This is a genomic window from Candidatus Hydrogenedentota bacterium (assembly GCA_035416745.1).
In the GTDB taxonomy this organism is placed as follows: domain Bacteria; phylum Hydrogenedentota; class Hydrogenedentia; order Hydrogenedentales; family SLHB01; genus UBA2224.
Genome location: DAOLNV010000086.1, coordinates 1 through 23,606 on the forward strand (window position 1 = coordinate 1; position 23,606 = coordinate 23,606).

General features: G+C 61.1%; 21 protein-coding genes and 1 pseudogene. 9 read left to right on the top strand and 13 right to left on the bottom strand.

The genetic code is table 11. The features are described from left to right. Positions 1-342 precede the first annotated feature (342 nt). Positions 343-1,575 (bottom strand): hypothetical protein, encoded by a 1,233-nt coding sequence (locus PLJ71_19000; protein ID HQM50780.1) that lies wholly within the window; start codon positions 1,573-1,575, stop codon positions 343-345. A 240-nt stretch (positions 1,576-1,815) separates the two neighbouring features. Between PLJ71_19000 and PLJ71_19005 the strand changes: the two genes are divergently transcribed. The 3 genes from PLJ71_19005 (at position 1,816) to PLJ71_19015 (ending at position 5,190) form a co-directional block, all read left to right on the top strand. Further along, complete coding sequence (locus PLJ71_19005) at positions 1,816-2,865, top strand: TIM barrel protein (GenBank protein ID HQM50781.1); 1,050 nt, start codon at positions 1,816-1,818, stop codon at positions 2,863-2,865. 173 nt (positions 2,866-3,038) lie between these two features. Beyond that, positions 3,039-4,115: an NAD-dependent epimerase/dehydratase family protein gene (locus PLJ71_19010; GenBank protein ID HQM50782.1), complete on the top strand. Its 1,077-nt coding sequence runs from the start codon at positions 3,039-3,041 to the stop codon at positions 4,113-4,115. A gap of 1 nt (position 4,116) precedes the next feature. After that, positions 4,117-5,190: a dihydrodipicolinate synthase family protein gene (locus PLJ71_19015; protein ID HQM50783.1), complete on the top strand. Its 1,074-nt coding sequence runs from the start codon at positions 4,117-4,119 to the stop codon at positions 5,188-5,190. Positions 5,191-5,261: 71 nt separating this feature from the next. Here PLJ71_19015 and PLJ71_19020 read toward each other — a convergent pair whose 3' ends face one another. The 3 genes from PLJ71_19020 to PLJ71_19030 all read right to left on the bottom strand — a co-directional run bounded on the left by PLJ71_19020 (position 5,262) and on the right by PLJ71_19030 (position 7,449). Continuing rightward, positions 5,262-5,630, bottom strand: a complete 369-nt coding sequence (locus PLJ71_19020) for a hypothetical protein (protein ID HQM50784.1) — start codon at positions 5,628-5,630, stop codon at positions 5,262-5,264. A gap of 116 nt (positions 5,631-5,746) precedes the next feature. After that, positions 5,747-6,601, bottom strand: a complete 855-nt coding sequence (locus tag PLJ71_19025) for a hypothetical protein (GenBank protein HQM50785.1) — start codon at positions 6,599-6,601, stop codon at positions 5,747-5,749. Positions 6,602-6,798: 197 nt separating this feature from the next. Next, positions 6,799-7,449, bottom strand: a complete 651-nt coding sequence (locus PLJ71_19030; GenBank protein ID HQM50786.1) for a hypothetical protein — start codon at positions 7,447-7,449, stop codon at positions 6,799-6,801. A gap of 787 nt (positions 7,450-8,236) precedes the next feature. On the opposite strand from PLJ71_19030, the gene PLJ71_19035 reads away from it, so the two are divergent. The 4 genes from PLJ71_19035 to PLJ71_19050 are packed head-to-tail and all read left to right on the top strand — an operon-like array spanning position 8,237 to position 13,509. Further along, positions 8,237-9,202 (top strand): ABC transporter ATP-binding protein, encoded by a 966-nt coding sequence (locus tag PLJ71_19035; protein HQM50787.1) that lies wholly within the window; start codon positions 8,237-8,239, stop codon positions 9,200-9,202. Beyond that, on the top strand, positions 9,199-10,032 hold the full coding sequence (locus PLJ71_19040; protein ID HQM50788.1) for an ABC transporter permease subunit: 834 nt from the start codon (positions 9,199-9,201) through the stop codon (positions 10,030-10,032). Before PLJ71_19035 ends, PLJ71_19040 begins: the two co-directional genes overlap by 4 nt. Positions 10,033-10,036: 4 nt before the next feature. Beyond that, positions 10,037-11,683, top strand: coding sequence for a GldG family protein (locus PLJ71_19045; GenBank protein HQM50789.1), 1,647 nt, complete (start codon positions 10,037-10,039; stop codon positions 11,681-11,683). Next, positions 11,680-13,509, top strand: a complete 1,830-nt coding sequence (locus PLJ71_19050; GenBank protein HQM50790.1) for a DUF4340 domain-containing protein — start codon at positions 11,680-11,682, stop codon at positions 13,507-13,509. Before PLJ71_19045 ends, PLJ71_19050 begins: the two co-directional genes overlap by 4 nt. A gap of 96 nt (positions 13,510-13,605) precedes the next feature. Here the strand turns inward: PLJ71_19050 and PLJ71_19055 are convergent, their stop codons facing one another. The 7 genes from PLJ71_19055 to PLJ71_19085 form a co-directional block, all read right to left on the bottom strand. Beyond that, the gene (locus PLJ71_19055) at positions 13,606-14,883 is read right to left on the bottom strand and encodes an amidohydrolase family protein (protein ID HQM50791.1); all 1,278 of its coding nucleotides are present in this window, start codon (positions 14,881-14,883) and stop codon (positions 13,606-13,608) included. 189 nt (positions 14,884-15,072) lie between these two features. Further along, positions 15,073-16,257: a hypothetical protein gene (locus PLJ71_19060; protein HQM50792.1), complete on the bottom strand. Its 1,185-nt coding sequence runs from the start codon at positions 16,255-16,257 to the stop codon at positions 15,073-15,075. After that, the gene (locus PLJ71_19065) at positions 16,254-16,973 is read right to left on the bottom strand and encodes an ABC transporter ATP-binding protein (protein HQM50793.1); all 720 of its coding nucleotides are present in this window, start codon (positions 16,971-16,973) and stop codon (positions 16,254-16,256) included. Before PLJ71_19065 ends, PLJ71_19060 begins: the two co-directional genes overlap by 4 nt. After that, on the bottom strand, positions 16,948-17,736 hold the full coding sequence (locus PLJ71_19070; protein ID HQM50794.1) for an ABC transporter ATP-binding protein: 789 nt from the start codon (positions 17,734-17,736) through the stop codon (positions 16,948-16,950). Before PLJ71_19070 ends, PLJ71_19065 begins: the two co-directional genes overlap by 26 nt. After that, the gene (locus tag PLJ71_19075; GenBank protein HQM50795.1) at positions 17,723-18,811 is read right to left on the bottom strand and encodes a branched-chain amino acid ABC transporter permease; all 1,089 of its coding nucleotides are present in this window, start codon (positions 18,809-18,811) and stop codon (positions 17,723-17,725) included. The genes PLJ71_19070 and PLJ71_19075 overlap by 14 nt, the downstream gene beginning before the upstream one ends. Position 18,812: 1 nt before the next feature. Continuing rightward, positions 18,813-19,706 carry a branched-chain amino acid ABC transporter permease gene (locus PLJ71_19080; protein ID HQM50796.1) on the bottom strand — a complete coding sequence of 298 codons (894 nt, stop codon included), beginning with the start codon at positions 19,704-19,706 and terminating at the stop codon, positions 18,813-18,815. Between the two features lie 93 nt (positions 19,707-19,799). Next, the gene (locus PLJ71_19085) at positions 19,800-20,966 is read right to left on the bottom strand and encodes an ABC transporter substrate-binding protein (protein HQM50797.1); all 1,167 of its coding nucleotides are present in this window, start codon (positions 20,964-20,966) and stop codon (positions 19,800-19,802) included. 469 nt (positions 20,967-21,435) lie between these two features. On the opposite strand from PLJ71_19085, the gene rplJ reads away from it, so the two are divergent. After that, positions 21,436-21,969, top strand: a complete 534-nt coding sequence (gene rplJ, locus PLJ71_19090; GenBank protein ID HQM50798.1) for a 50S ribosomal protein L10 — start codon at positions 21,436-21,438, stop codon at positions 21,967-21,969. 38 nt (positions 21,970-22,007) lie between these two features. Continuing rightward, entirely contained in the window at positions 22,008-22,400 is a 393-nt protein-coding gene (rplL, locus tag PLJ71_19095; protein ID HQM50799.1) for a 50S ribosomal protein L7/L12, read from the top strand. A 75-nt stretch (positions 22,401-22,475) separates the two neighbouring features. Here rplL and lexA read toward each other — a convergent pair whose 3' ends face one another. Together lexA and PLJ71_19105 are read right to left on the bottom strand one after the other, a co-directional pair. After that, positions 22,476-23,093 carry a transcriptional repressor LexA gene (gene lexA / locus PLJ71_19100; protein ID HQM50800.1) on the bottom strand — a complete coding sequence of 206 codons (618 nt, stop codon included), beginning with the start codon at positions 23,091-23,093 and terminating at the stop codon, positions 22,476-22,478. Positions 23,094-23,291: 198 nt separating this feature from the next. Continuing rightward, positions 23,292-23,606: pseudogene (locus PLJ71_19105) on the bottom strand (GxxExxY protein).

The following is a 23,606-nucleotide window of genomic DNA, read 5'->3' on the forward strand; positions in this document are numbered from 1 at the left end:
GGACGCCGCAGAAAAGCGCTCAGGTGAAATGAAGAGGCACAGCACGTGTCCAAGTCAACAGAAAAGCGCCGGTCAAATCGCCGCGCAAGCACAGACGAAACCGGGGACAGCGCCATGCGATTCCCAGACTCCGGTTAGCCCGCCCTTCTTCCGCGCCAACGCCGCGAAACATGCGCCCGCCCTACGGCTTCCCCATCTTCCGCGCCAACGGCGCGGAACATACCAGCCCAGGCTGAAGGCCTGGGGAACGGGATTCCCTCGTATCCCCCGGGCTGAAGGCCCGAAACATCGTCATCCCTCAGTCGCTCAGCCTTGTCCGCTTTGACTATCATGACAATCTCCCTATTCCCCCGCGACGTCCATGGCAATCTCGGCCCATGCCGAGAGGCGTTCGGGTTCGTAGCGGACCGTGCTGATGTCCTTCAAGATGAACTCGAGGGCGCAGCCGTGTTTCTCGCAGGCCTTTCGGGTAGCCGTCAGGTGAGCGCGCACCAGCGCCGGGTCGAACGTGCTGTCGGCGAGCAGGGCCGGATTGGGTTTGCGCGAGTAAACAAAATCGCCGCCGATCTCGGCCGCGCCGCGCTCTTCATCGACCCACGGGCTCATCGAAACTTTGCGGACGTTGGGAATCATGCGCACTTCGTGCATCTTGCCATCGAGCGGGTCGCAGCACCCATAGTACACCAGCCCGAAACGCGCGCAGACAGGCGCGATATAGTCCACTTCGAACTCCCGAAACATCTGGGGGGAGACGGTCGAGAACATCTGCGCGAGACCGAACATCCAGAGGTCTTTGGTGCGCGGCCTTTCAGGATCGTAACCGGGCGCGGGCAGTTCGTCGGTATAGGCGCCGGTGCAGTGGATCAGGCTCTGTGGCTGGCACAGCAAGCCTTGCATTTCCAACTGGTCGAGCATGGACAGATACCCGTCTCTCATGCGGGCGGCGAGCCGGTGCATGTAGTCCGGCCGCTCGATCAAGGCAAACAGCGCGTTCTCGACGCCCATCCACGTGCTGATCGGGTCCCAGTACGAGAGATAGGGGTCAATACCCCAGGGCCGGACCTCGAGGAGCCCGACGAAGAGTTCGTGGGCAACGGCCAGACGGCGCGCGGTCTCGCCGGGATCGTGGGCGATCTCGGGCGTTTGGATCTTCTCCAAATCGTCCTCGGTTTGAAACTGGTTCATGTACCGGTGGCCCACCACGTCGTTGGCGGGGTCGGTAGCGACAGTATCTTCCCGCACGGTGACGCCGAATCCGGAATTGTGGACGGCCTTGGGCACCCGAATGAACGGTTCGACCACCATGTCGGCCCGGAAATGGTTCCATTGGTACAGGGTGCGGCGAAGGCCGGCTTCGTACCCGCGGCACTCCGGGTCCGTGCATCGCAGCGCCAATTCTTCGCTGTCGATTTCGTTCCAGGCGACTTGGTCAATCATCACCATGGGCCGTACCGGGTCGAGCGCATTCAATCTGCGCCAGAGGGCGCGCTTCTCCTCCTGCACCGGCAGCGCGGCGGCCTCGGCCACCCGTTTTGCCAGTTGGCGGATTATGTTCACATCTTCCTTGTTCAGCATGGCCGGTCCCACCGTTTTCCTCGCTTGCCGCATGCGTGCCGCGGATCATATGCGCCCTGACGAGCCTATCACGCAATCCCCCGGGTTCGCCAGCTCCTGCGGCGGGCATGGGCAGTTTGCAAACGGGCTGGCCGCGCCGTATCCTGACACCTCCTTAATGGTGTAACAACACGTATGGGGAAGCCGGTGCGCTGCGTTGTCTCGCAGCGCCGCGGCGCCGTGCGGATGGAGGAGATCGCCATGCCGAAGACCAATGGCAAGTACCGCTTTTCATTTGGCCCATGGAATATCGACGAAGGCGCCGACCCGTTCGGGCCGCAGGTGCGCCTCCCCATTGCCATGGCCAAGAAGTTCAGGGCCGCGAAGCAAATGGGGTTTCACGGCATCCAGTTTCACGATGACGATGTCGTGCCGAATCTCGACAGCAAATCCCATTCACAAATCATGAAGGAAGCGAAGGCGATCAAGCGCAGACTCGACGACGAAGGCCTCAAGGCCGAGTTCGTTGCGCCGCGCATGTGGTTCGCCCCGCAAACGATCGATGGCGCCTACACCAACAACAACCCCCGCGACCGCAAATACGCCATCGACCGGACCAAGGTCTGCATCGACATCAAGAACGCGCTCGATGCGTCGTGGGTGGTCATGTGGCTGGCGCGCGAAGGCACGTACATCCGCGAAGCGAAGAGCGCCCGCAAACAAGTGCTCCAAATCGTCGAGGCGTTCAACATTTTCCTCAATTACGATCCCAAACTGAAGATCCTCGTCGAACCCAAACCCAACGAGCCCATGGACAGCGCCATCATCTCGACCATCGGCCACGCCGTGGGACTCGGCTATATGACCTGCGACCCCGCGCGCATGGGCGTACTGGTCGAAACCGCTCACTCAATTCTCGCCGGACTCGACCCGTCAGACGACATGGGCTACGCGCTCGCCCACGACAAGCTGTGGAGCGTGCACCTTAACGACCAGGGCGGCCTCAAATTCGACCAAGACAAGTCGTTCGGCTCCTATAACCTCCGCCGTGCGTTCAACCAGGTGCGCGTGCTCGAAGAATACGGTTACGGCCGCAAAGGAGAATGGGTCGGCCTCGATGTCAAGACCATGCGCACCCAGAAGCAGAACGTGTCGATGAAACACCTTGCCAACAGCCTCAACACGTTCAAGATGCTGCTCGACAAGGTCGTCACCCTCGATCGCGAGCTCGAGGCACAGCTCATCAAGGCGCGCGACTACGAGGAACTAGACCGGTATATCCTCTGCCATCTCATGGGCGTGAGGTACTAGAAAACGCGACGCAGGACCATCGGGGCCGGCCCGCCTGGCTGCGCGGCAGACGCGGGCCGGCCTCGGATCATGCGATAGACTTTGCCCCTCTTCGCGCGGGTCGATTGCACACCCGCACGGCGTATGGCAGAATGGGCCTGTTTCTATTACCAGGAAAATCAAAGGGGATTCTCATGCCTGCCAAGAGACGCGCGCAAAAGAAGCCAGCCGTTGTCAATACCTCCATCAAACCCATCACGAACGAAACGGAACTCGATGAATTGCTGTCGACGCCCGCCCCCGGGCTGATCGATTTCATGGGCAAACTCAAGGGTGACCTGCTCGTTCTCGGGACGGGCGGCAAGGTCGGGCATACCATGGCCCGCATGGCAACGCGCGCCGTCAAGGCATCGGGCGTCAAGCGCAGGGTCATCGGCGTAGACACATTCCCCGCCGATGAGGTGCGGAAGAAACTCGACAAGCTCGGCGTCGAAACCCACAAGGCGGACCTCATGAAGCCGGGCGTGCTCGAGCAGTTGCCGGACGCCGAGAACGTGCTCTACATGGTCGGTCTCAAGTTCGGTTCGACCGGCACCGAGTGGAACACGTGGGCCATCAACACCTATCTCGCGGGACTGTGCGCGCAGCGCTACAAGAAATCGCGCATCGTGTCCTTTTCTTCCGGCAACATTTATCCGTTTCTGCCGGTAGGCAGCGGCGGCGCGACCGAGGAGACGCCCACGGCCCCGCTGGGCGAGTACGCCATGACCACGCTCGGGCGCGAACGCATGTTCGACTACGTCGCGAACCACGAGGGCGCCAAAGTGCTGCAATTCAGGCTCAACTACGCCGCCGAGCTGCGCTACGGCATTGTCCACGATGTCGCCACGAAGGTCTGGAACGGCGTGCCGGTCGACGTCTCGATGGGCCATGTGAACGTCGTATGGCAGGGGTACGTCTGCAACGTCGCTCTCCAGTGTTTCGGGTTGGCAGAGTCCCCCGCGCGCATCTTGAACGTCGCCGGACCCGAAACAGTCTCGATCCGCTGGATGGCCGGCCGGCTCGGGAAGCTCATGGGCAAGGAACCAAGAATTGTGGGCGAGGAATCGCCGAACGCGCTGCTGAACAACGCGGCGCCCTGCCACAAACTGTTCGGATATCCGCAGGTGAGTGTCGACAAGATGATCGAGTGGGTGGCGTACTGGGTGGCGAGCGGCGGAGCAAGCCTCGGCAAACCGACCCATTACGAAACCCGCGATGGGAAGTTCTGACATGGCCAATCCAATGCCGTCCCAAGAGGTTCTCGACATCGTTCGCCGGGGCACGGTGATTCCCGCGCACCCACTGGCCTTGACCAGAGACGGGGCGTTCGACGAGCGGCATCAGCGCGCCCTGACACGCTACTACTGCGCCGCGGGCGCGGGCGGCCTGGCGGTCGGGGTCCACACCACGCAGTTCGAGATTCGCCAGCCCCAGCACGGCCTGTTCAAGCCGGTGCTCGAGCTCGCGAAGGAAACCGCCGATGCGTGCGCCGCGTCCCTCGGACGCCCGGTCGTCCTGGTGGGCGGCATTTGCGGCAAGACGCCCCAGGCACTCGAGGAAGCGGCGTTTCTCAAGGAAACCGGTTACGACGCCGGCCTGCTCAGTCTCGCGGCGTTGAAACAAGAAACCGTGCCGGAGCTGATCGCCCACTGCAGAGCTGTGGCTGAGCTCATGCCGCTCATGGGATTCTACTTGCAGCCCGCTGTCGGCGGACGCCTCTTGCCCGCGGGTTTCTGGCGTCAATTCGCCGAAATCGAGAACGTCGTGGCCATCAAGATGGCCCCGTTTAACCGGTACCAAACGTTCGACGTAGTGCGCGGCGTGGCTGAAGCCGGCCGGGCCGGAGATATCGCCCTGTACACCGGCAACGACGACAACATCATCGTGGACCTGCTCACTCCCTACCACGTCCGCGTCGGCGCGGAAACCGTGGCCGCCCGCATCGCAGGCGGTTTGCTGGGCCACTGGGCATGCTGGACCAGGACCGCGGTCGCACAGCTCAACCAGTGCCACGCCATCGTGAAGGCGGCATCCGGCGTTCCCGAGGAGATGCTGACTCAGGCGGCCGAGGTCACCGACTGCAATGCGGCCTTCTTCGACGCCGCCAACGCATTTGCCGGATGCATTGCGGGCATTCACGAGGTGCTGGCGCGCCAGGGATTGATGGCTGCCACCCGATGCCTCAACCCGAAAGAGGTCCTTTCCCCGGGACAGAGCCGCGAAATCGACCGCGTATACAACGCCTACCCCCATCTGAATGACGACGCTTTCGTCAAGCGGCATCTCGACGAATGGCTGGCGTAAGGGGTCGCGCCCGTGTGGGGCCGCCCGTGTGGGATCGGCGCCCTCGCCGGTCAAGGCAGCGCGGACGCCTCCTAGTGATGGTTCCCGCCCGCCTCTGATTCCGTCTGCTCCGTCTGCTCCTCCCTCTTTTCGCGGCGGCGGCGAGAGACTATGTGGAAGTACAGCACTTCTGATGCACCCATGGCGGCACATACAAACGTAAACGCGACTCCGAAGCGTGGGACGTAATATGGGGGCCCAAATGCATCATAAAAGAGCAACAGAAGCAGGTTGATGAACAGAGCCGTGGTTATCATCGTCCCCATAATGCCGCTTGCGACCGCTCCCATCACTCCGGGTGTCCTTGGATAAAAGAGCAAGCGGTAAAGGGCCACGCTTATGCCTCCCCCGAGCGCCATGCTCAAGGAGACCCATATCAGGACGAAGACTTTTGTCCACATCGCCGGCTTCTCGCCTCAACCGGTGGCCCCGGACGCACGGGCGCGTCAAGGCCGCCAAGTTTTCATGATACACCCGGCGGCGCGCCGTCAACGCATGGAATCACGATACTCCGTTATCAGCCGTGTGAGGACGACTTGAACCGGTGTTTGTAGAGCACATAGAACGACCAGTTGTTGAGATCGTCGCTGTTCTCACAGAAGAACAAGTATCCTGCCGCCAGCACCAGATCGTCTTGCTTGGTGAGCGGCACATCCACGCCGGCGCGCGGACTGAAATAGAACGGCTTTGTGCGCTGCTTTTCCACGATTCGGGGATCGAAACTGGTAAGGGGGAGATCAATTTTCACGACTGCTTCCGTGCTCAGGTCCAGGTATGCCCCAATGCCGCCCACGAACGGCCGCGTCCCTCTCAGCGAACGCCGGAAACGTTCCATCGCCCCCTCGCTCGGCTCGTAGACCGACTGGCCCCACGGGTAATACAAAATCCCCGTCGAAGCAAACCAGAATTTCCGCGAGAAATCTACGTGAAACATCGCGGGGATGCCCAAGGGATAATAGCGATCCTCATTGCGCACGGTCCCGAGAGACCCTCCGAACGTACACATCCACACCCACTTCGGGCTCAGCTCGCGGCCAAAACCGGCGTGCACGTCCCACAGACGGAGTTCGTCACGCCAATCCAGAAACGTCCGCGGCTCTTCCCAGCGCGGGAGAAGCTTCCCGAAAATGCCGTTGATCTGGCGGTCGATCTGCGCCTCGGAAGCCTCCAGCCGTGGCTGCACGTTCGCCATGCCAAAGACCACGAACCATTTCGAGAGCTCTTCCGTGCCGGCGCCCAGGGCTTCGGGAGCCGATGCCGCGCTGTCTCCCTCTTGATTCCCCATCTCGGCATGGCTCAAGGCGGCACAGACGAGCACTCCGAACAGAAGCAATCCCCGAAGACCCAGCGTCCGCGCGTATGAGCATACCATCCCGTAGAATCCTTTTCGCTTGCTGGAAAGACCCGTCTCCCTGGGAAAGCGAACGCCACGTCCCCCACGCCTATGGTAACGGTCTTCGCGGATTATATCAATCATTCGAGAACCCGGCCGCTCATCTCAACGGGTTTCGTTCTTCACGCCGTGACATGCGTCACCCCTCGCGCGTGTCAATACACCACGGCGCTGTATCAATTGCGGGACATCGGCGGAGGAGATGCCGTCGTAGCGGCGCCCGTCCCGTTCGGAGGCGGCGGCGCGGCTTTTACCTCGACCGTGTCGTCCGCGACGGCGCGCACCACATACGCGTAACGGCCGCGGGGAAGGCCTTGCTCGTGGGTGATGGCCTGAAAGATCACCGGCTCCTCGTCTTCGTCCGCAACGAAACGCAGGGCGACAGCTCCCGAACCGATTCCGCCTCCAGGAATGGTAATGGTGACGGGAGCGACCCGCCCCACGGCGTCCTGCGGGGTCCACCGCCGCTTCTGCGCCTCCCGCACTTCACGCCGGTGGGCCAGCCAGATGTCCACTGCAAAGGTCACGGCCCCGATGAGCAGCGCCAGCGATTTCACATGGAACCGCAGCAGGAGAAAGGTGAGCAGCAGACCGCCCAGCCCAAACGCCGTAAGGGTGACCACGACCGTGCGGAATGATATGCCTTCGACAAAACTATGCACGTCGCGGTGCTGGCGATGATACACCGCGTCTATTATGTCCCCCACATTGAAATTGAAAAAGCGTTTCTTGTGTTTGGTGGTGAGCTCTTCGCCAATCACCAACAGCGACATCATGGCGCCGATAAGCCCGAATGCCGCATACAACTGTACCCAGTCACCGAACATGATACGACAACCTTTCTGTTCAAGGATTATTGACGCGTCCGGCTCTTCTTCTTCCCGCATGTTGTTGAGAGTTCGTTTATTCAGCAAGGGGACGCGTGGGCGGCAGCCAGAAATTCCTGTTCTTACACAGAAGACCACGAAAAGGGGGCGGCCGCCTTCAGCCGGACACACCTCCACGCTGCCTATGAATTCCCCGCATATGCCGAAAGTTCCCGCAGACTGGTCAGGACAATCCAGACGGAAGTCCCGCAATCAGGAAAGTGCGGACTGCGCGACGGAGGCCAGACGGCAAGAACCCGCCGCTTGCTCTTCACGACGAAGCTGGGCAAAAGCTTGCGCGGCGCATGTGGGACAGTATCCGTGACTGACGGGCTCATCCGGCAGCAACGCGCCGCGCGGTTCACACCACCGTTTGCCGACGCGAATCTGTTTGCAGACACAACATTGTACGGTCATTTGTTCAACCTCGTTCGGGTGTGTGGCAGTGCTTCGATGCCTTCCTTCGTGAAGCATCTACCATGCCAGCAGCGGGGTTCGGCAACGACTTCTGTGTAACTACTTTCAAATAAATGAGTTGCTATATACAGGCAGGCCAGGAACGGTTTGAGGATTTCATAGTTTGCGCTGTTTCAAACAAGGAAAAAGGTGCCGGGTTCATGCCAAGAAATGGCGCCCCGCCGGGGTATGGGGGCGGGGATGCCCGATTTCGAGCAGCGCATGAGCAGAGCAATCCGGCGCTCGCCGCTTGAAACTGGAATGCCTTTCAGAGTATACAGCGGGAGGAGAAATGTATCGTCCCCGGGGCGTTGACCGTTTTATGATCGAATTGACCGGTATCACGAAGTACTATGGGCAGATTCCTGCCGTCGAGGACGTATCGTTCTCGGTGGGGGCCGGCGAGATCATCGGGTTCCTGGGACCTAACGGGGCCGGCAAGACCACTACCTTGCGCATCCTCACGGGATTTACCTGGGCTTCCCGCGGCTCGGCGAAGATTGCTGGGCACGACATCAACCAACACCCCATCGAGGTAAAGCGGCGCGTGGGCTATCTCCCCGAGAACGTGCCGCTGTACCGCGAAATGGTTGTGCGCCGATTCCTGGCATATGTTGCGGAAATAAAAGGGCTTAGAGGCAAGAAACGGTCTCACGAGGTCTCCCGCGTAATGGAACGTTGCGGATTGGCGCATATGGCCGGGCGGACCATCGGCAATTTGTCTAAGGGCTATCGGCAACGCGTGGGCCTGGCCCAGGCGCTTATCGGCAACCCTCCCGTATTGGTCCTCGACGAACCCACCGTCGGACTCGACCCGCGGCAGATCATCGAGATTCGCGAGATGATCAAGTCTCTGGCCAACGAGCACACGGTACTTCTCAGCACGCACATCCTTCCCGAAGTCGCCATGGTCTGCGAGCGGGTCGTGATCATCAACCGCGGCCGCATTGTTGCCCAAGACAGCATGGAAAACCTCGCGGGCGTCAGCGGAGACAAACGCATTTTCGACGCGGACATCCTGGGCGACGAAACCGCCGTCCGCATCACGCTGTCCCAAGTGCATGGCGTACGCGACGTGGCGGCCGAGACAAAAGGCCGCTACCGCATCACGACGGACCCCGATGACCGCATGGGCGTGCTGCTCACCGCGGCGCTGGTCCGAGCGAATCACGGGGTCGAGAACCTCCGCGAACGCACGCGCACCCTGGAGGACGTCTTCATCGAGGCCATCGGGGCCGACGAGGGAGACGCCCCATGAGAAACACCTGGGCCGTATGCAAACGCGAGTTTCTGAGCTATTTCATTACCCCGGTGGGCTACGTGGTGGTCGGCGTGTTCGCTGTGCTCTCAGGGCTCGGGTTCGCGGCATCCTTCCTCGGCTATGCGCGGGCGACTCTTACGCCGTCAGCATACGGCTACGTAGGCGTGCCGGATTTCGAGGAGAACTTGCTGAGCCCGTTTCTCGTCTTCTGCGGCCTGCTCATCATGTTCATCGGTCCCCTGGTGACCATGCGGCTGCTGGCCGAGGAGAAAAACCGGGGAACCGCCGAATTGTTGTTGACGTATCCTCTTCGCAACGCCGAGATCATTTTCGGCAAGTACGGCGCGGCCCTCGGCATGCTGCTGGTCATGATGGCAGTGGTGTCCGTTCAAATGGGCGTTGTATGGTATTTTGTGCCCTACGTCGAGCCGGCCGTGCTGGGATTCGGCGTCGTGACGGTCTTTCTGATGGGCGCGGCCTTCCTCAGCATGGGGCTGTTTGTCTCCTCCATCACGCGCAACCAGGTCACGGCGGGCACCGCAACCTTTGGCTTGTGGTTTGTCTCCTACGTGCTTGGCTCGCTCAGCAAGGACCTTCCCGACGCGATCCCTCTGCCGGAGGCTTGGCCTTCCTGGGCGCAGACGGCCGCGAATTTCGCATTCAGCGTGTTCCGGGCCATTGCCACGGAGCTGCCCCTCGATGTTCACGCGCAGGACATGGCCCAAGGAATCTTTCAACCTGAAGATATCCTCTATTATGTCCTGTTCTCGGCCTTTTGGCTCTTCTTGACGTTCCGGGTCCTCGAAACGCGGTTGTGGAGGACCTGAACCGATGAAGAACGTGCGTCTTCTCTTTGGAATTCTTGCGCTGGCGGGCCTCGCCATCGCCCTGAACGTGGTGGTGTTCAAACGCGAACCGTTCTCGTTTGCCGTGCTGATGCCCTTGTGCTTCGGAATGCTCTGCGCCCTTGCGTGGATCGGCATCGGCATCAGCAACATGGTCGAGTCCTTCGAACGAGGGAGAACCGTCAACGCGGTGAACGCCATCGTGGCATCTCTCGCGTTCCTCGGCATCTGCGTTGTCCTGTTCGCGTTCGTGAAACACGCCGGCTATTCGTGGGACCTCACGCGCGAGGGCCGCAAGCCCCTCAGCGAGCAAACCGTCCAATTGCTCCGCGGGCTGGACAAGGAGGTGGCGGTATTCGGAATCTTCAAGAGGGTCGGCGACCGGGACCTTCAAATCCGCCGCGAGAAAACACGCCGTTTTCTCGACCGCTGCCAGATGCACACCTCGAACCTGCGTATCGAGTTTTTTGACCCCGAACTGGACATACTCAAGAAGGAAAGCCTGCAGCTCTCGAATCTCTCGCCTCAGGGCGCGCTGGTGCTCAAGTGCGGCACGCGCGAGCGGGTCATCAATTTCTCCGACGTCAACGACCGTCTCGAAGAGGGCGCGTTCACGCAGGCCCTGATCTATGTGGCGCGTGACTCCCAGCCAAAGCTGTATTTTCTTTCGGGCCACGACGAACCGTCCCTGGCCAGCATGTCCGAGCTGTCCGCCCGCCTTAAAGAAGAATCGTATGTGGTCGAGGAATTCACCCTGAACGTGCTCGATCCGCAGATCCCCTCGGACTGCAGCGTGCTGGTGATCAACGGCCCGAAAGGCGACCTGCAATTGCCCGAGGTGAAAGCGATTCAAGACTACCTGAAGCGAGGGGGCCGCATGCTCGTTCTCCTCGAACCATGGCGAATCGTCTCGAGAGGCGTCGAACACTTTCTTCCCATGCTGCGTCAAGATTACGGAATCGATATTGGAACGGACATCATTCTCTCGCGCGCCAAGACCACGCAGGAGATGGTTCTGTCGGTTTTCACGCCGGATTTCGGGCTCATCGGAATCAGCGCGCCCGACATTCCGCGCCGGGGCTCGTACAACGAATCGCATCTTATCACGCGGGGATTCGACCAGAACATGATGTTTTCGCTGTCGCGCAGCGTCAATCTGCTTCCCGAATTGCCCAAAGGCGTAGCGGGAGAAACCCTCCTCTATACCCTGCCCGGCACCTGGGCCGAAACCAATCTGGACCTGCTGTTCGAACAAAAGCGGGCCAATCCCGACGACCAGGACTTGAAGGGCCCCTTCGGCGCTGCCGCTGCCGTGACGGCCGCCACCGACGTCCAGATGGCGGACACGGAACGCACGCTCGACACCCGTATCGTCGCGGTGGGAGACCAGGATTTCATCTCCAACGACGGAATCCGTGTGGTCGGCCATTGGAATTTCCTCTTGAACAGCCTGGCGTGGCTGACCGAGAACGAGGACCTGGTCGGGGTGCGTCCCGCGCGGCAGGAAGATCCGCCGCTGCAGCTCACGGTGAACGAGGAACGGGCCATCGCGTGGATCACGATCCTCGGCGCGTTTCAAACGATTATTATCATTGCAATCGCAACGTTCGCGCTGCGGAGAAAGTATCAATGAGCCACCGTGCCGCCATAGCGCTGCTTGCGGTTTTCGCGGTGCTGTGCGGCGCATACTGGATGATGCTGCGCCACGAAGAAAGCAGCCGCCAGGCCACGGCTGCCGCCGGGCGCGTCTTCGATTTCGAACCGGAAGCCCTGCGCAGAGTGTCTATTCAAGTTGAGGACCGCAGCCCGACTGTCGGCGTTACGGAAGGCGGCGGCCTCTGGCGCATTGTCGAGCCGCACGAACTCGACGCGCAGAACGAGGTCTGGACCAAAATCGCCGTCAACCTGGCCGAATTGCATCGCGAACGCACCATCGAAGAATCGCCCAAAGACCTCGCTCCGTATGAACTGAACGACCCCCGTCTCCAAATCGAGTTCAACACGGAGGACGGCCAATCGCACCGGGTAATCTTCGGCAAGATAGGGCCCATGCAAGTCAACCGCTACGCGCAGGTCGACGGCGGCGCGGTCATTCTGACGCCTCACAACCAGTATGCGCAATTGAACCGGCAACTGCTCGACCTGCGGCAGCGCTACATTTTCAACGTGGGCCCGGAAGGCATTACCCGCATCGAGTTCGTCAGAATCCGCCAGCCCGAGGAAAACGCGCCCAAACCACAGGGCGCCTACCCAATCGAGGAACTGGGCAAGGTCGTCGTCCAGCAGGCCGGCGAAAACGACTGGCGCATGCTCGAACCGTTCGAGGCCAACGCAAACAACGCGTTGGTGCTGGGCCTGGCCAAAGAACTCCAGTTCGCGGTCGGACAAGAATACGTGGACGCACCCGAGAACCTCGATGACTTCTTCCTGAATCCCCCCGGCGCGCGCATCACCGTCTATTCGGGAGGCGGCAGCGCGCCCCAGACCTTGTATATCGGCGGAGGAACCCGCACAGGCGACAAGGATATGTTGTTCGCGAAACGGGCCGATGCCCCAACGGTGTTTCAGATCGACGGCGCCATTTACGGCTATTTCCCCAAGACGCCCGACGCATATCGCGAGAACCGCCTGCTGTCCCGCAGCGCATTGGCGCTCAAACGCGTCGATTACCAGGCAGGGGATGTGAACCTCACCCTCGAGAAGGACGACCAGAAGCGTTGGCGCATCACCCAGCCGGTCCAGGAAGCGGCTGACCAGGAGATGGTCTCGGGTTTCATTTCGACCCTGTTGAAGATCCGCGGCGAATCCTTCCCGCCGATTTCAATCGTCGATGCGGGGCTTGACAAGCCCGCCGTCATGTTGAAGCTGGCGTTCGAAAACGACAACGCGCCCGTGCTGATCAGGATCGGCAAGACCACCGAAGACAAGAAAATGAATTATGCGACTCTCGACACAGGGGTGATCACCCTAGTGCCCACGCAACACGCCGCCGCCATCACGCGCGAACTGTTCGATTTCCGCGAGAAGCGCATCTTTGAGATTGCCCCGGACGCCGTGAAGCGCGTCGCACTCCGGTTCGAAGACGTCGACTACGCATTCACAAAAGACCGCCGCTGGAACGTCGAGCAGCCCGCCGAAAAGATCTGGGACAGCCAAGACGACGCCAAGGCGCTTGTGGAAGCGGTTGCCCGGGTCGACGCCTCCGGCATGGCCGCTTCCGAAACCCCGGCAGACTTGGCCCCCTACGGCCTGGACAGTCCCCTCATGATCTTGACCGTCGAGACGGCCAGCGAAAGCGGCGAGACCGCAACAGCCGGGCCGTTCCGCATCGGAGCTGCCGTCCCCGACCAGACCTACCTGCGGTTCGCCACCGTCGAAGGACGCCCCGAAATCTTTCACGTCAACCAGTCCGTTATCGATAAGGTTCGCGAAGCCTTGAAGGGCGTCCGAAACCGGTAAGCGCACAGAGACGGACACACGCGGGCTTCCCCCGTCCCTACTATCCCTTGTTCCTCTTCGCGGCGAACCAGGGCGCTTGACCGTCCCTCAGGCCAATCACAACCTGAAGAATGCCTTGGCGTTTTCGCGCAGAAGGCGTCCGGCGAGCCACATCGCCCGCGCCTGATCCAGTGTCCCTTGCGCCATCCGTTCTGCCAGCACTTCAGCCACAAGGCGCCGGGCGATGGCGCAGTGGCCATACGCTCCCTCGACATAATTGGAGTCGCCCCCGGCGGCGAAGATCTTGTTGGCGGGGATGGTGTCGAGCCATTCGTGCAGGGTGCGCTTGAAAACATGAGGGGAAATGGCCTGGACCCAGCACAAGTCGGCATAGACGTTGGCGAAATACTTCGCCATCGTGGCCAGCTCGCCCGTAAACGGATATCCCGCGTGGAAAAGGTCAAACCGCGCGTCCTGGTATTCCATGATGACGTTGGCGAGCAGCGTGGGGTCGCTGTTGGCGATGTAGTTGCCGTTGCCCTCCTGCAACCCTGTGTGGATCTGAATGGGCAGGTTGCGTCCGGTGGCACGTTCGATCAGGGTCCGGGTCATGAAATCCTGAAGCGGCTTGAGGTCCTCGAACGCGAGTTCCTGGCTCTGGCTTAACCAGATGCGGTCAAATGCGCGCGCGGCCTCGGCTTTACTGACGCGGTCGAATCGGAGCGTGCGGCGGTAGGCCAGGAAGATCTTGACGGCGGCGATGCCCTGTTTGAAGAATGCGTCCAGAGCGGCTTCCTGCGCGGCAAGCAACTGGTCGAGGGTCTGGATGCTGCGCGCGGATTCTTGTTCGAGCTGCTCGAGTTCCGCGCGTGTGCCGGGAATCGCGTAATGGTCCAGTATCGGAACGGCACGGAAAAAGGCCTTGTCGACCGCCACGGGTTGGCCAGGCCACGTAATCACCAGGCTGCATTCGATATTTGCCTTGTCCTTCAGGACGGTGCGGTACCATCCGGGTTTTCGGGCCTCGTTGATCCGGCGCGACAATTCCGCATAGGTGCGCTCGTTGATATCGCCGATGCCGAACAGGTCAGCCATGTAGGCGGTCATGGCCTGTCCGTAACCCGTGGTCTTGACGAACGGCCAATACGGGGCCATGAGTCCCCAGCGCTCTTCCAACGACAACCCGCTGCTCGGATTGCGCATTTTCTCGAGTGCCTCGCGCGACATGCCCGCGGACACCAGGTCCGACGAGACGTAATGCTCGAAGAAATCGAAGAAGCTCCAGCTGCGGCCGGTCAGGGTGGATTCGTCGGGCAGGTGTTCGTGGGTGTCTACAAGCGGAATAGCGGCGATGGCTTCGTGAAGCGCCGTGAAGGCGGCCGTCTCTTGTGGCATGAAGGGACCTTTCTTTCCGTGGGCGTTTCTTGCGCAAACCGGTGCGCGGCTCCATGGTACACGAAGCGTCACTCGATGTGGAGTGAAGGTGCGCGCGGGCCGACAATCAGACCAGGCGAAGCGGAGCCGGACCGCACCCGGGCCGGCGCTCCTCTGCCCGCTGGCGCCGGTTCCGGCAGCGCCTCTGATTCATGCGTTGCCTCTGGGAGTAATCAGACGGATATCGGCGTCGAGGCCAAGCCGGGTCTTGAACTCGTCCTGGATCTCGTTCTGCAGGTCCGTGAGCATCCATATCACGTCCCTGAACAGCTGGCTGCTCATCTCGATGGCGACGACGACGTGCCGCTCGGCGACTTCGACGTGGAACCGGTGCCCCGCGGCACGGGTCTGAGCAAGTACCTCAGCGATCTGGCACTCATACAGCGGCGCTTCGCGCACCCGGAGCCGCCCATCGAGCCGCGGACCCGGCTCAAGAATGGCACCCGTGCGCCCGCACGGACACTTCTCGCGGCGGATCGTGCAGGCGAGCCGCGTACGGTAACGCAACAAGGGCACGGCTTCACGCCCCAGGGTGGTGACCACGAGCTCTCCGTCTTTCGTCTCGACAAGGAACTGATCCTCGTTCACATGAAAATGCCCCTGGTCGCACTCGATGCAGAACCCCGGGTCCAGCACCTCCTCGATGCCGAAATTACACCGGACAGAGACCAGCAGCCCGGCCTCGAATGCCTGGCGCGCCTCAGGCGTGACGGGCCGGGACAACAGGACGGTTCGCAGATGGAATGAGGGGGGATCGATGCGGCGGCGGTCCATTGCCTCCATGAGTTCGCGGGCGTTGTCCGGCGTGGTGACGAGCATGGTGGGCCGGTAACTCTGCAGCATGGCCAACTGCGAATCGATGTGGAACGGTTCTTCGGCGATGACCGAAGCCTCGATCGTCTCCGCGCCCATGACATACCCCGAAGCGCCCCGGTATACCCCGCTGCCGAGACAGACCTGGATGACGTCGTTCGGGGTCACGCCGCTGGCGGCGAGCTGGCGCGCCACCAGCCGCCCCCACAGGGCAAGGTCGTTGCGCGTATGACCCATAACCAACGGCTTGCCCCGGAACCCAAGAGCGGGGTGGAGCCGGACAACCTCGCGCAGGGGCAGCGCGAACATGCCATAGGGGAACCCCTCGGCCAGATCTTCGGGCGTAGTGAAAGGCAGCCGGTCGACGTCTTCGAGCGACTCGGCCGAGACGTTGCCAATCCGCTCGCGATATCGGCGGACGTTCCGTTTCAGGCGGGCGAGAAGCGCCTGCAGCCGCTCGAGCTGGAGCTGCTCGAGCTCGTCTCGAGCCATCATCTCGTACCGCCGGTCAAAAACCTTCATTCCCAGACCTCCTTGTATCCTTTGCCGAGGTAGGCCCGCTTCACCCCCGAGTTGCGCATGAGTTCGAGGGATTCCCCCTCGAGGATGATCTCGCCCGTTTCCATCACGTAGGCCCGATCCGCGATCCCGAGCGTAGCCGCGGCGTTCTGCTCGACCAGAAACACGGTGACCCCGAGGTCCTTCATCTTCACGATCTCCGCGAACACCTCTTTGGCCGCCATGGGGGCAAGCCCCATCGACGGTTCGTCGAGCAGCAGCATCTTAGGCCGCGCCATCAATGCGCGGCCCAGCGCCAGCATCTGCTGTTCCCCTCCGGAAAGCGTGCCCCCCAACTGGTGGATGCGCTCGGCCAGCCGGGGGAAACGTTCGAGGACCACCTCGATGTCCATGCGCCGGTAAGGGTTGTGGTAGCCGCCGATGAGCAGGTTCTCGCGCACCGTCATGTCGGCGAAGATCTGGCGGCCTTCTGGAACAAGCGCCATCGCATTGCTCACGCAGCGCCAGGCGGGCAGTCCCTGGGCGTGGCGACCGTTGACCAGGATTTCGCCGCGCCACGGGCGAAGCAGGCCCGCCAAGGCCTTCAACAGGGTGGTTTTCCCCGCCCCGTTGGCGCCCAGAAGCCCGACAATCTCCCCCGCGCAGACGTGCAGGCTGATGCCGCGCACCACCTCGAGGCTGCCGTAGCCGCATCTAAGATTTTTGACTTGCAGTATCATGCGTAAAATCGCTGCCCAAATACACCGCGATCACATGAGGATCGTTCTGGATGGCTGCCGGCGGGCCTTCAGCGATCACGGCGCCGTTGTCCAGCACAAGGATCTCGTCCGAAATGTCCATGACGAGCGACATGTCGTGTTCGACCAGGAGAACGGTGGTCCCGGAGTCCCGGATCTTGCGTATCAGTTCTCCGAGCTCGTCGGTCTCGCTCATATTGAGGCCGCTGGCCGGCTCATCCAGCAACAGAAGGTCCGGATTCGTAGCCAGGGCACGCGCGAGCTCGACCATGCGGCGCTGCCCGAAGGGAAGCGCGCCCGCCATCCTCGACGCGCAGCGTGCGAGGCCGACGTAGTCGATCCGCGCCATTGCCGCGTCTCGAATGGCGCGTTCTTCCCTGCGTTGCCCCGGCGTTTTCAAACAGCACCCGGCGAACTCGCGCCGCGTACGGCAATGTTGGCCCACCATCACGTTCTCGAGCACGCTTATCTGAAGAAACAGGCTCGGATTCTGAAACGTGCGCGCCACACCCGCCTGTGCGATCTGGTAGGGCTTGAGCCCGCCGATGTGCTTTCTCTTGAAAGTCACGCGGCCCGTTTCCGACTTGAGCAAGCCGGAAATCACATTGAACAAAGTGGTCTTTCCGGCGCCGTTGGGGCCGATGATCGCCTTGATCTGGCCCTGGTCCACATCGAACGAAACGTGGTTCACCGCGACCACGCCCCCGAAGGCCCGGCGCACGTCTTCTACTTCAAGCAGCGCCATGTTCGCTCCTTGCCCCCGCGAACCAGCGCCCCGACAACCGGCGAATGAGCTGCCCCAGCGGCTTGAACGGCCCCTCCGGCGCCAATGAAATGATCGTGATGAGAATCGCTCCAAACACCGCATTGTCGTAAGTGCCGAACCACCCGCGCAACGAAAAGAAGTTGAGGACGGTGCTCACGACGGTCGCGCCCCACAGGTTCGTCATACCGCCGGCCGCCGCCAACGCCACGTAACGGACCGACCGCAGCGCGCTGGCTTCGGAGGGGTTGATCCCGCCGGTGTAGTGCGTCAACAACACCCCGGCCATCGCCGCAAGCAGCGCGCTGACCACAAACGCTTTCAGTTTGTACCGGGCCGTGTTGATGCCCATGGCATTCGCCGCGGTTTCGTGATCGTGAATGGCGCGCAGCGCGCGTCCCACGCGGGAATGCACCAGATTTCGCAAAAGGGCGATCAGCACCAACGTGATACCACACGCGATATAGTAATTCTGGACGCGCACCGCGCTCTTGCCGGAGATGGCCAGAACGCCGCCGAACGACCATTCCGGTACTCCCACAATCCCGTCCGTGGTCCCGGTAATCGTGCTGCCCAGAATGATCTTGTACACGATCAGGCCGAAGCCCAGCGTCGCCATCGTAAGGTAGTGCCCTTTGAGCCGCAGCGCCGGATAGCCGATCAGGCAGGCGGCAACGGCGGTAGCCGCCATGGCGGCCACAAAAGCCGCCCACGGCGATACGTTCAGCACGTTGCTGCCATACAAGTCCTGTTTCACGACGAATACGCGGGCCTGCATCAGCCAGCGGCCCAAGACGGCCGCCTGGAACCGGGAGAAGTCGTACGTGGTCAGCACAGCCGTGGTATACCCTCCGATGGCAAAGAAGGCCCCATGGCCCAGCGACACCTGTCCCGCGTACCCCATCACGAAACACAGTCCGACCACGACGATGGCGTAATAGAGGGACATCGTGAGCTGCGTGAGATAGTATTCCTTGCCAAGCGCCCGGAGGATAAGCTGCGCTGCGACAAGCGCGACGATAAGCACCACGATTCCTATTATGGGCCTGAATTTCACGCTAGAATTCCCTGACACTCTCGCCCGCGGGCCTGCCCAGCAGCCCGTGCGGACGCACAAACAAGACCAGCAGCAAAATGGCGAACGCCGTCACGTCGTTGTAAGCCGCCGGCAGTACGCTCACGCTGAATGCCTCCAACACCCCCACCAGCAGCCCGCCCAGCACGGCAGCCAGCGGATTGCCCAGTCCGCCCAGGATGGCTGCGGAGAAGCCTTTGATCGCCAGCCCGCTGCCCATTTCATAGTGGGTCATCGTAATCGGTGAAATCACGCAGCCGGCCATCGCGCCCAACGCCGCGCTCAGGACAAAGGACAATGTCCGCATGTTCGGGATGTTGATGCCGGCGAGCATGGCGGCCTCGGGATTCGACGAACATGCGCGCATCGCCCGGCCGCGCATCGTGTACTTCAGGAATCCGTGCAGAAGAACGACGGTAACCCCGACCGTGGCCAACACCCACAGCACTTGCGGCGAGATCGCCGCCCCGAACAAGTGGACCGATGAGATCTCGTTGCCCGTGAAGTAAGGAAGAGACCGCACCTTCTCGTCCCACACGTGCAACGCGGCTTCCTGTATGACGATGGACAACCCGATCGTGATGATCACCATGTGCAGCAGCGAGTGCCGCCGCAACCGGCGAAAGAACACCAGCTCAAGCAGGCCCCCCACCAACGCGACGATCAACACCGCGGCCGCCACCGCCACCGGCAACGGCAGGAAAAAAGCCAAGGTAACCGCCACCATGCCGCCCAGCATGACGAACTCGCCTTGGGCGAAGTTCAAAATGCCTGTCGCGCTATAGATCAAGTTGAACCCGATGGCTACGACCGCATAGATACTGCCCTTCGTGATGCCGGACAGAAAATACTGCAGTATGAGATCGCCTTGTCTCATTCTATTCCCGTGTGGCAGGAAGCCCCGGCTTCGCTTCGCCGGGGCTTCTTTACAATACCCCGTAGCGTCACCCTATGTTCGTGACGTTCCGGCCTACTTCTTGTACAGACTGAATTTGCCGTCTTTTACCGTCATCATGTCGAAGGCATCGAGACCCAGCCCCGTGTGGTCTTCCGGCGAGAAATTGAAAATCCCTGCCGTGCCCGCGAACCCTTTCAGGCTCTCGATGGCGTCACGGACTTTGTCGCGGTCGATCGAACCGGCCTTCTTGATGCCCTCCACCACGACCGTCAACGCATCGTATGCGTGGCCGCCGAACGTGCTCACGTTCTCTTCGTACTTGGTCTCGTAGTCCTTCTTATAGGCTGCCAGCAACGCCTTCTGCGGGTGGTCGTCGGGCAGTTCACCAACCACCAGGAGCCGGCCCGCCGGGAACAGCGTCCCTTCCGCCGCAACGCCCGCCTGTTCCACGTATTTCGGGTTGCCAAAACCGTGGCTCTGGAACAGCGGCACATCCAGGCCGATCTGCTTCATATTCTTGGCCACAATGGATTGCGCCGGCACGATCGACCAGTTCACCACGGCTTGCACCCCTGCCGTACCCTTGACCTTGGTCAGAATATCGGTCAGGTCGGTCGCCTGCTTGTCATACACTTCGTTGACCAGGATCTCGATGCCGTGGTCCGCGGCCGCCGCCTCGAGCTGCAGCTTGCCTTGGTTGCCAAATCCATCGTTGCTGGTGACGACGGCTATCTTGCTGATGCCAAGGTCCTTCATGATGTTGTAAATCCACGTGACCGCCTGGCTGTCTTTTTGCGGGGTCTTGAACACGTACTTGGCTACGGGGTTCGTGATGGACTCGGCCGCCGCGCACGAGACCAGGATCATCTTGTTCTCCTCGCACAGCCCTTTGATCTGCATCGTTTCGCCGGTCGTCGAGGGCCCGATGATCGCAAGAACCTGTTCTTCTTCAATCAGTTGCTTGGCAAACGAGACCGCCTTCTCCGGGCTTCCCTGCGTGTCTTTCACGATCACCTGGATCTTGCGCCCCAACACCCCTCCCGCGGCGTTGATCTTCTCCTCAAGCATCTTGACCGTCTTCTCCTCGGGAGCGCCGAGAAACGATGCGGGTCCCGTGACGGAAAAAAGAGCGCCAATCTTGATCGGCTTGGCGCTGGCGGCAGCCGCCGCGCTCTTCTGAAACGAAACAACGCCCAACAACATGCACAGCCCCATTGCGATAATCACTGCCCTCTTCATGCCACACCTCCTCTTTGCGAATTCCCCGTGACTGTTCGATCGAGTTCCACCCAAACCGCAATGCGGAAAACACAGGACAGAGTCCGTAAGCTTGCCAGAATACCGGCCCTCTGTCAACTTAAACTCATTTTAAGCGGTTTTCCAGTATTACACGGGACTTCCGGAAGCCGCCCTCTTCCGCTCGGTTCGGCGCGGCGGGCTCTCTCAGCACGATGTCAAAGGTTGATGCGCAATCAGGTTAGGGCAGCTGCGTTTGACTTGCCTGGCGCCCATTTGCTACACTGCGTCTTTCGAATCGAATCAACGCCTCGTGTCAGTACGCATCGAAGACAGCCGGCGGCCCTGGTGGCCTTAAAAATCGCCTGCCGAGACAGCGGAGCACGACGGAAGCAGAACACGCATTCTGTCCCGCACCGTCTTCGACCGTGCGGGATTTTTTTGTGAGGCGAGAGAAGGGAGGTGACTGCTCTTGGCTAAGCTGGAAAAAGTGGAAGCTGTGGCCGAAATCAAGCAGCGTATCGAAGGAAGCCAGATCGTCATCCTGACGAAATACATCGGCATGAACGCGAGTCAGGCCACTAACTTGCGCGCGAAACTGCGCAATGCCAAGGTCGGGTTCAAAGTTTTCAAAAACACGCTGGCGAAACGCGCGTTGGACGAGCTCAACCTGTCCGACGCCGCGAGGTACCTCGAGGGCCCGATCGCCTGGGCGTTTTCGGATGACCCCGTGGCGCCCGCCAAACTCCTGGCGGACTTTGAGAAAGAAGTGCCCGCGGTGAAGATGAACGGCGGCATTCTCGAGGGGAAGGTCGTTTCGCTCGAGCAACTGAAGGCCCTTGCCGAACTGCCGCCGCGCGAGGTGGTCCTTGCGCAGGTCGTCGGCACCATCGCCGCGCCGTTGCGCAATTTCGTGGGCGTGCTCAACGCCGTACCCCGCAACCTGGTCAATGTGCTTGACCAGATTCGCAAACAGAAAGAAGAAACTGCAGAAACCGCCGCATGAAACTCGAGCGGCGTAAACGTGACAGGAGTTACGAGGAAATGGCAGACAAATTGACAGCGATTATCGATGAGATCGCAGGGCTTTCGGTGCTCGAACTGAGCGAACTGATCAAAGCCCTCGAAGAGAAATTCGGCGTGACGGCCGCAGCCCCCATGATGATGGCCGGCGTTATGCCTGCCGCGGCGGGCGCCGAAGCCGCCGCCGACGAAGGCCCCAGCGCATATGACGCGATCCTCAAGGAAGTGGGCTCGCAGAAAATCCAGGTTATCAAAGAAGTGCGCGCCATCACCGGCCTTGGCCTCAAAGAAGCCAAGGAACTCGTGGACGGCGCCCCCAAGCCCGTTAAAGAAGACTGCAGCGAAGAAGAAGCCAAAGAGATCAAGACAAAGCTCGAGGCGGTCGGCGCAGTCGTCGAACTCAAAGGCAAGTGAGCCGGCTGTCCGGCTTCGAATAATCCGCGGCAGCTCCCCAGGGGGCTGCCGCGTGCCTTGTATCCCGCCGCCGTCTCACCCGAAGGTGCGCTGCAATCCCACCACAACGCCCTGGACCTGCACGTCCCGCGCCGGGACCCTGATCGGCTGCATGGCTGCGTTCGCGGGGCGCAATTCCACCATGTCGCCCTGCGCATAAAAGTGTTTGACGGTCGCTTCGTCATTCACGAGCGCCACGACAATGTCGCCTCTTCGAACCCGGCGCTGGGGGTCGACGATGATCGTGTCCCCCTCCAGGATCCCGTCCTCGATCATGCTATCTCCCTGTACGCGAAGCGCATAGCCGCCTTCGACGCCCAGGGCCGGAGCCACGGGGATGGTGTCCTCGATGTTCTCTTCGGCCAGAATCGGGATGCCCGCCGCGATCCGGCCGACCAAGGGCACCATGGTAGCGCCAGCCCCGTACAAGCCCGCCGCGCCTTCTCCCGTCACCCGGATCGAACGGGCCTTGGAAGTCCGTTCGATGCAGCCTTTGCGCTCAAGGGCCACGAGGTGGTCGTTCACACCGTTGGTCGAAGAGATGTTAAACCGCCGCCCGATCTCGGCGATGGTCGGGGGCATGCCGTTGTCGCGTATGCAACGGACAATGAAATGCAGTATATCTGCCTGACGGCGCGTCAATCCCTTTGCCATGCGGCCTCCTCGCGCCCTGCTGACCCCGCAGCCGTGACCCTCGGGGCGCGTTTCTGAATTCTTTTTCAGGATTTTACCCAAATACTGAACATCTGTCAAGGCATAGGGAGCTCCCAAATCGGATAACACGACGATTGCGGAAACTCACACAGAGGCACAAAGGACGCGGAGGAAATGGAGCGCCCGCCGAAGCGAAATCTACTCAACGTCTCCGTTTATGATGCGGGAAATGCCGTCCCTCATCAAAGCCTCGCCGAAGTTCAGTAGATAGCCGAGTCTGATACCCGTCAACTGTGGACAGGTCAACACCTGCTTGTGGTGCGCGTTTGTGACCTTCTCCACGGATTTGAGTTCCACAAGAACGGTTATTCTCCACGACAGGGTCTGCACGAAACCCTTCGTCGAACCGGATGCCGCGAAGCTCGATGGGGATGGGAACCTGCCGTGCCACGCGCAGGCCCCGGGCCTCCAAATCGCGTGCAAGAACCGCTTCGTACACTGTTTCCAACAGCC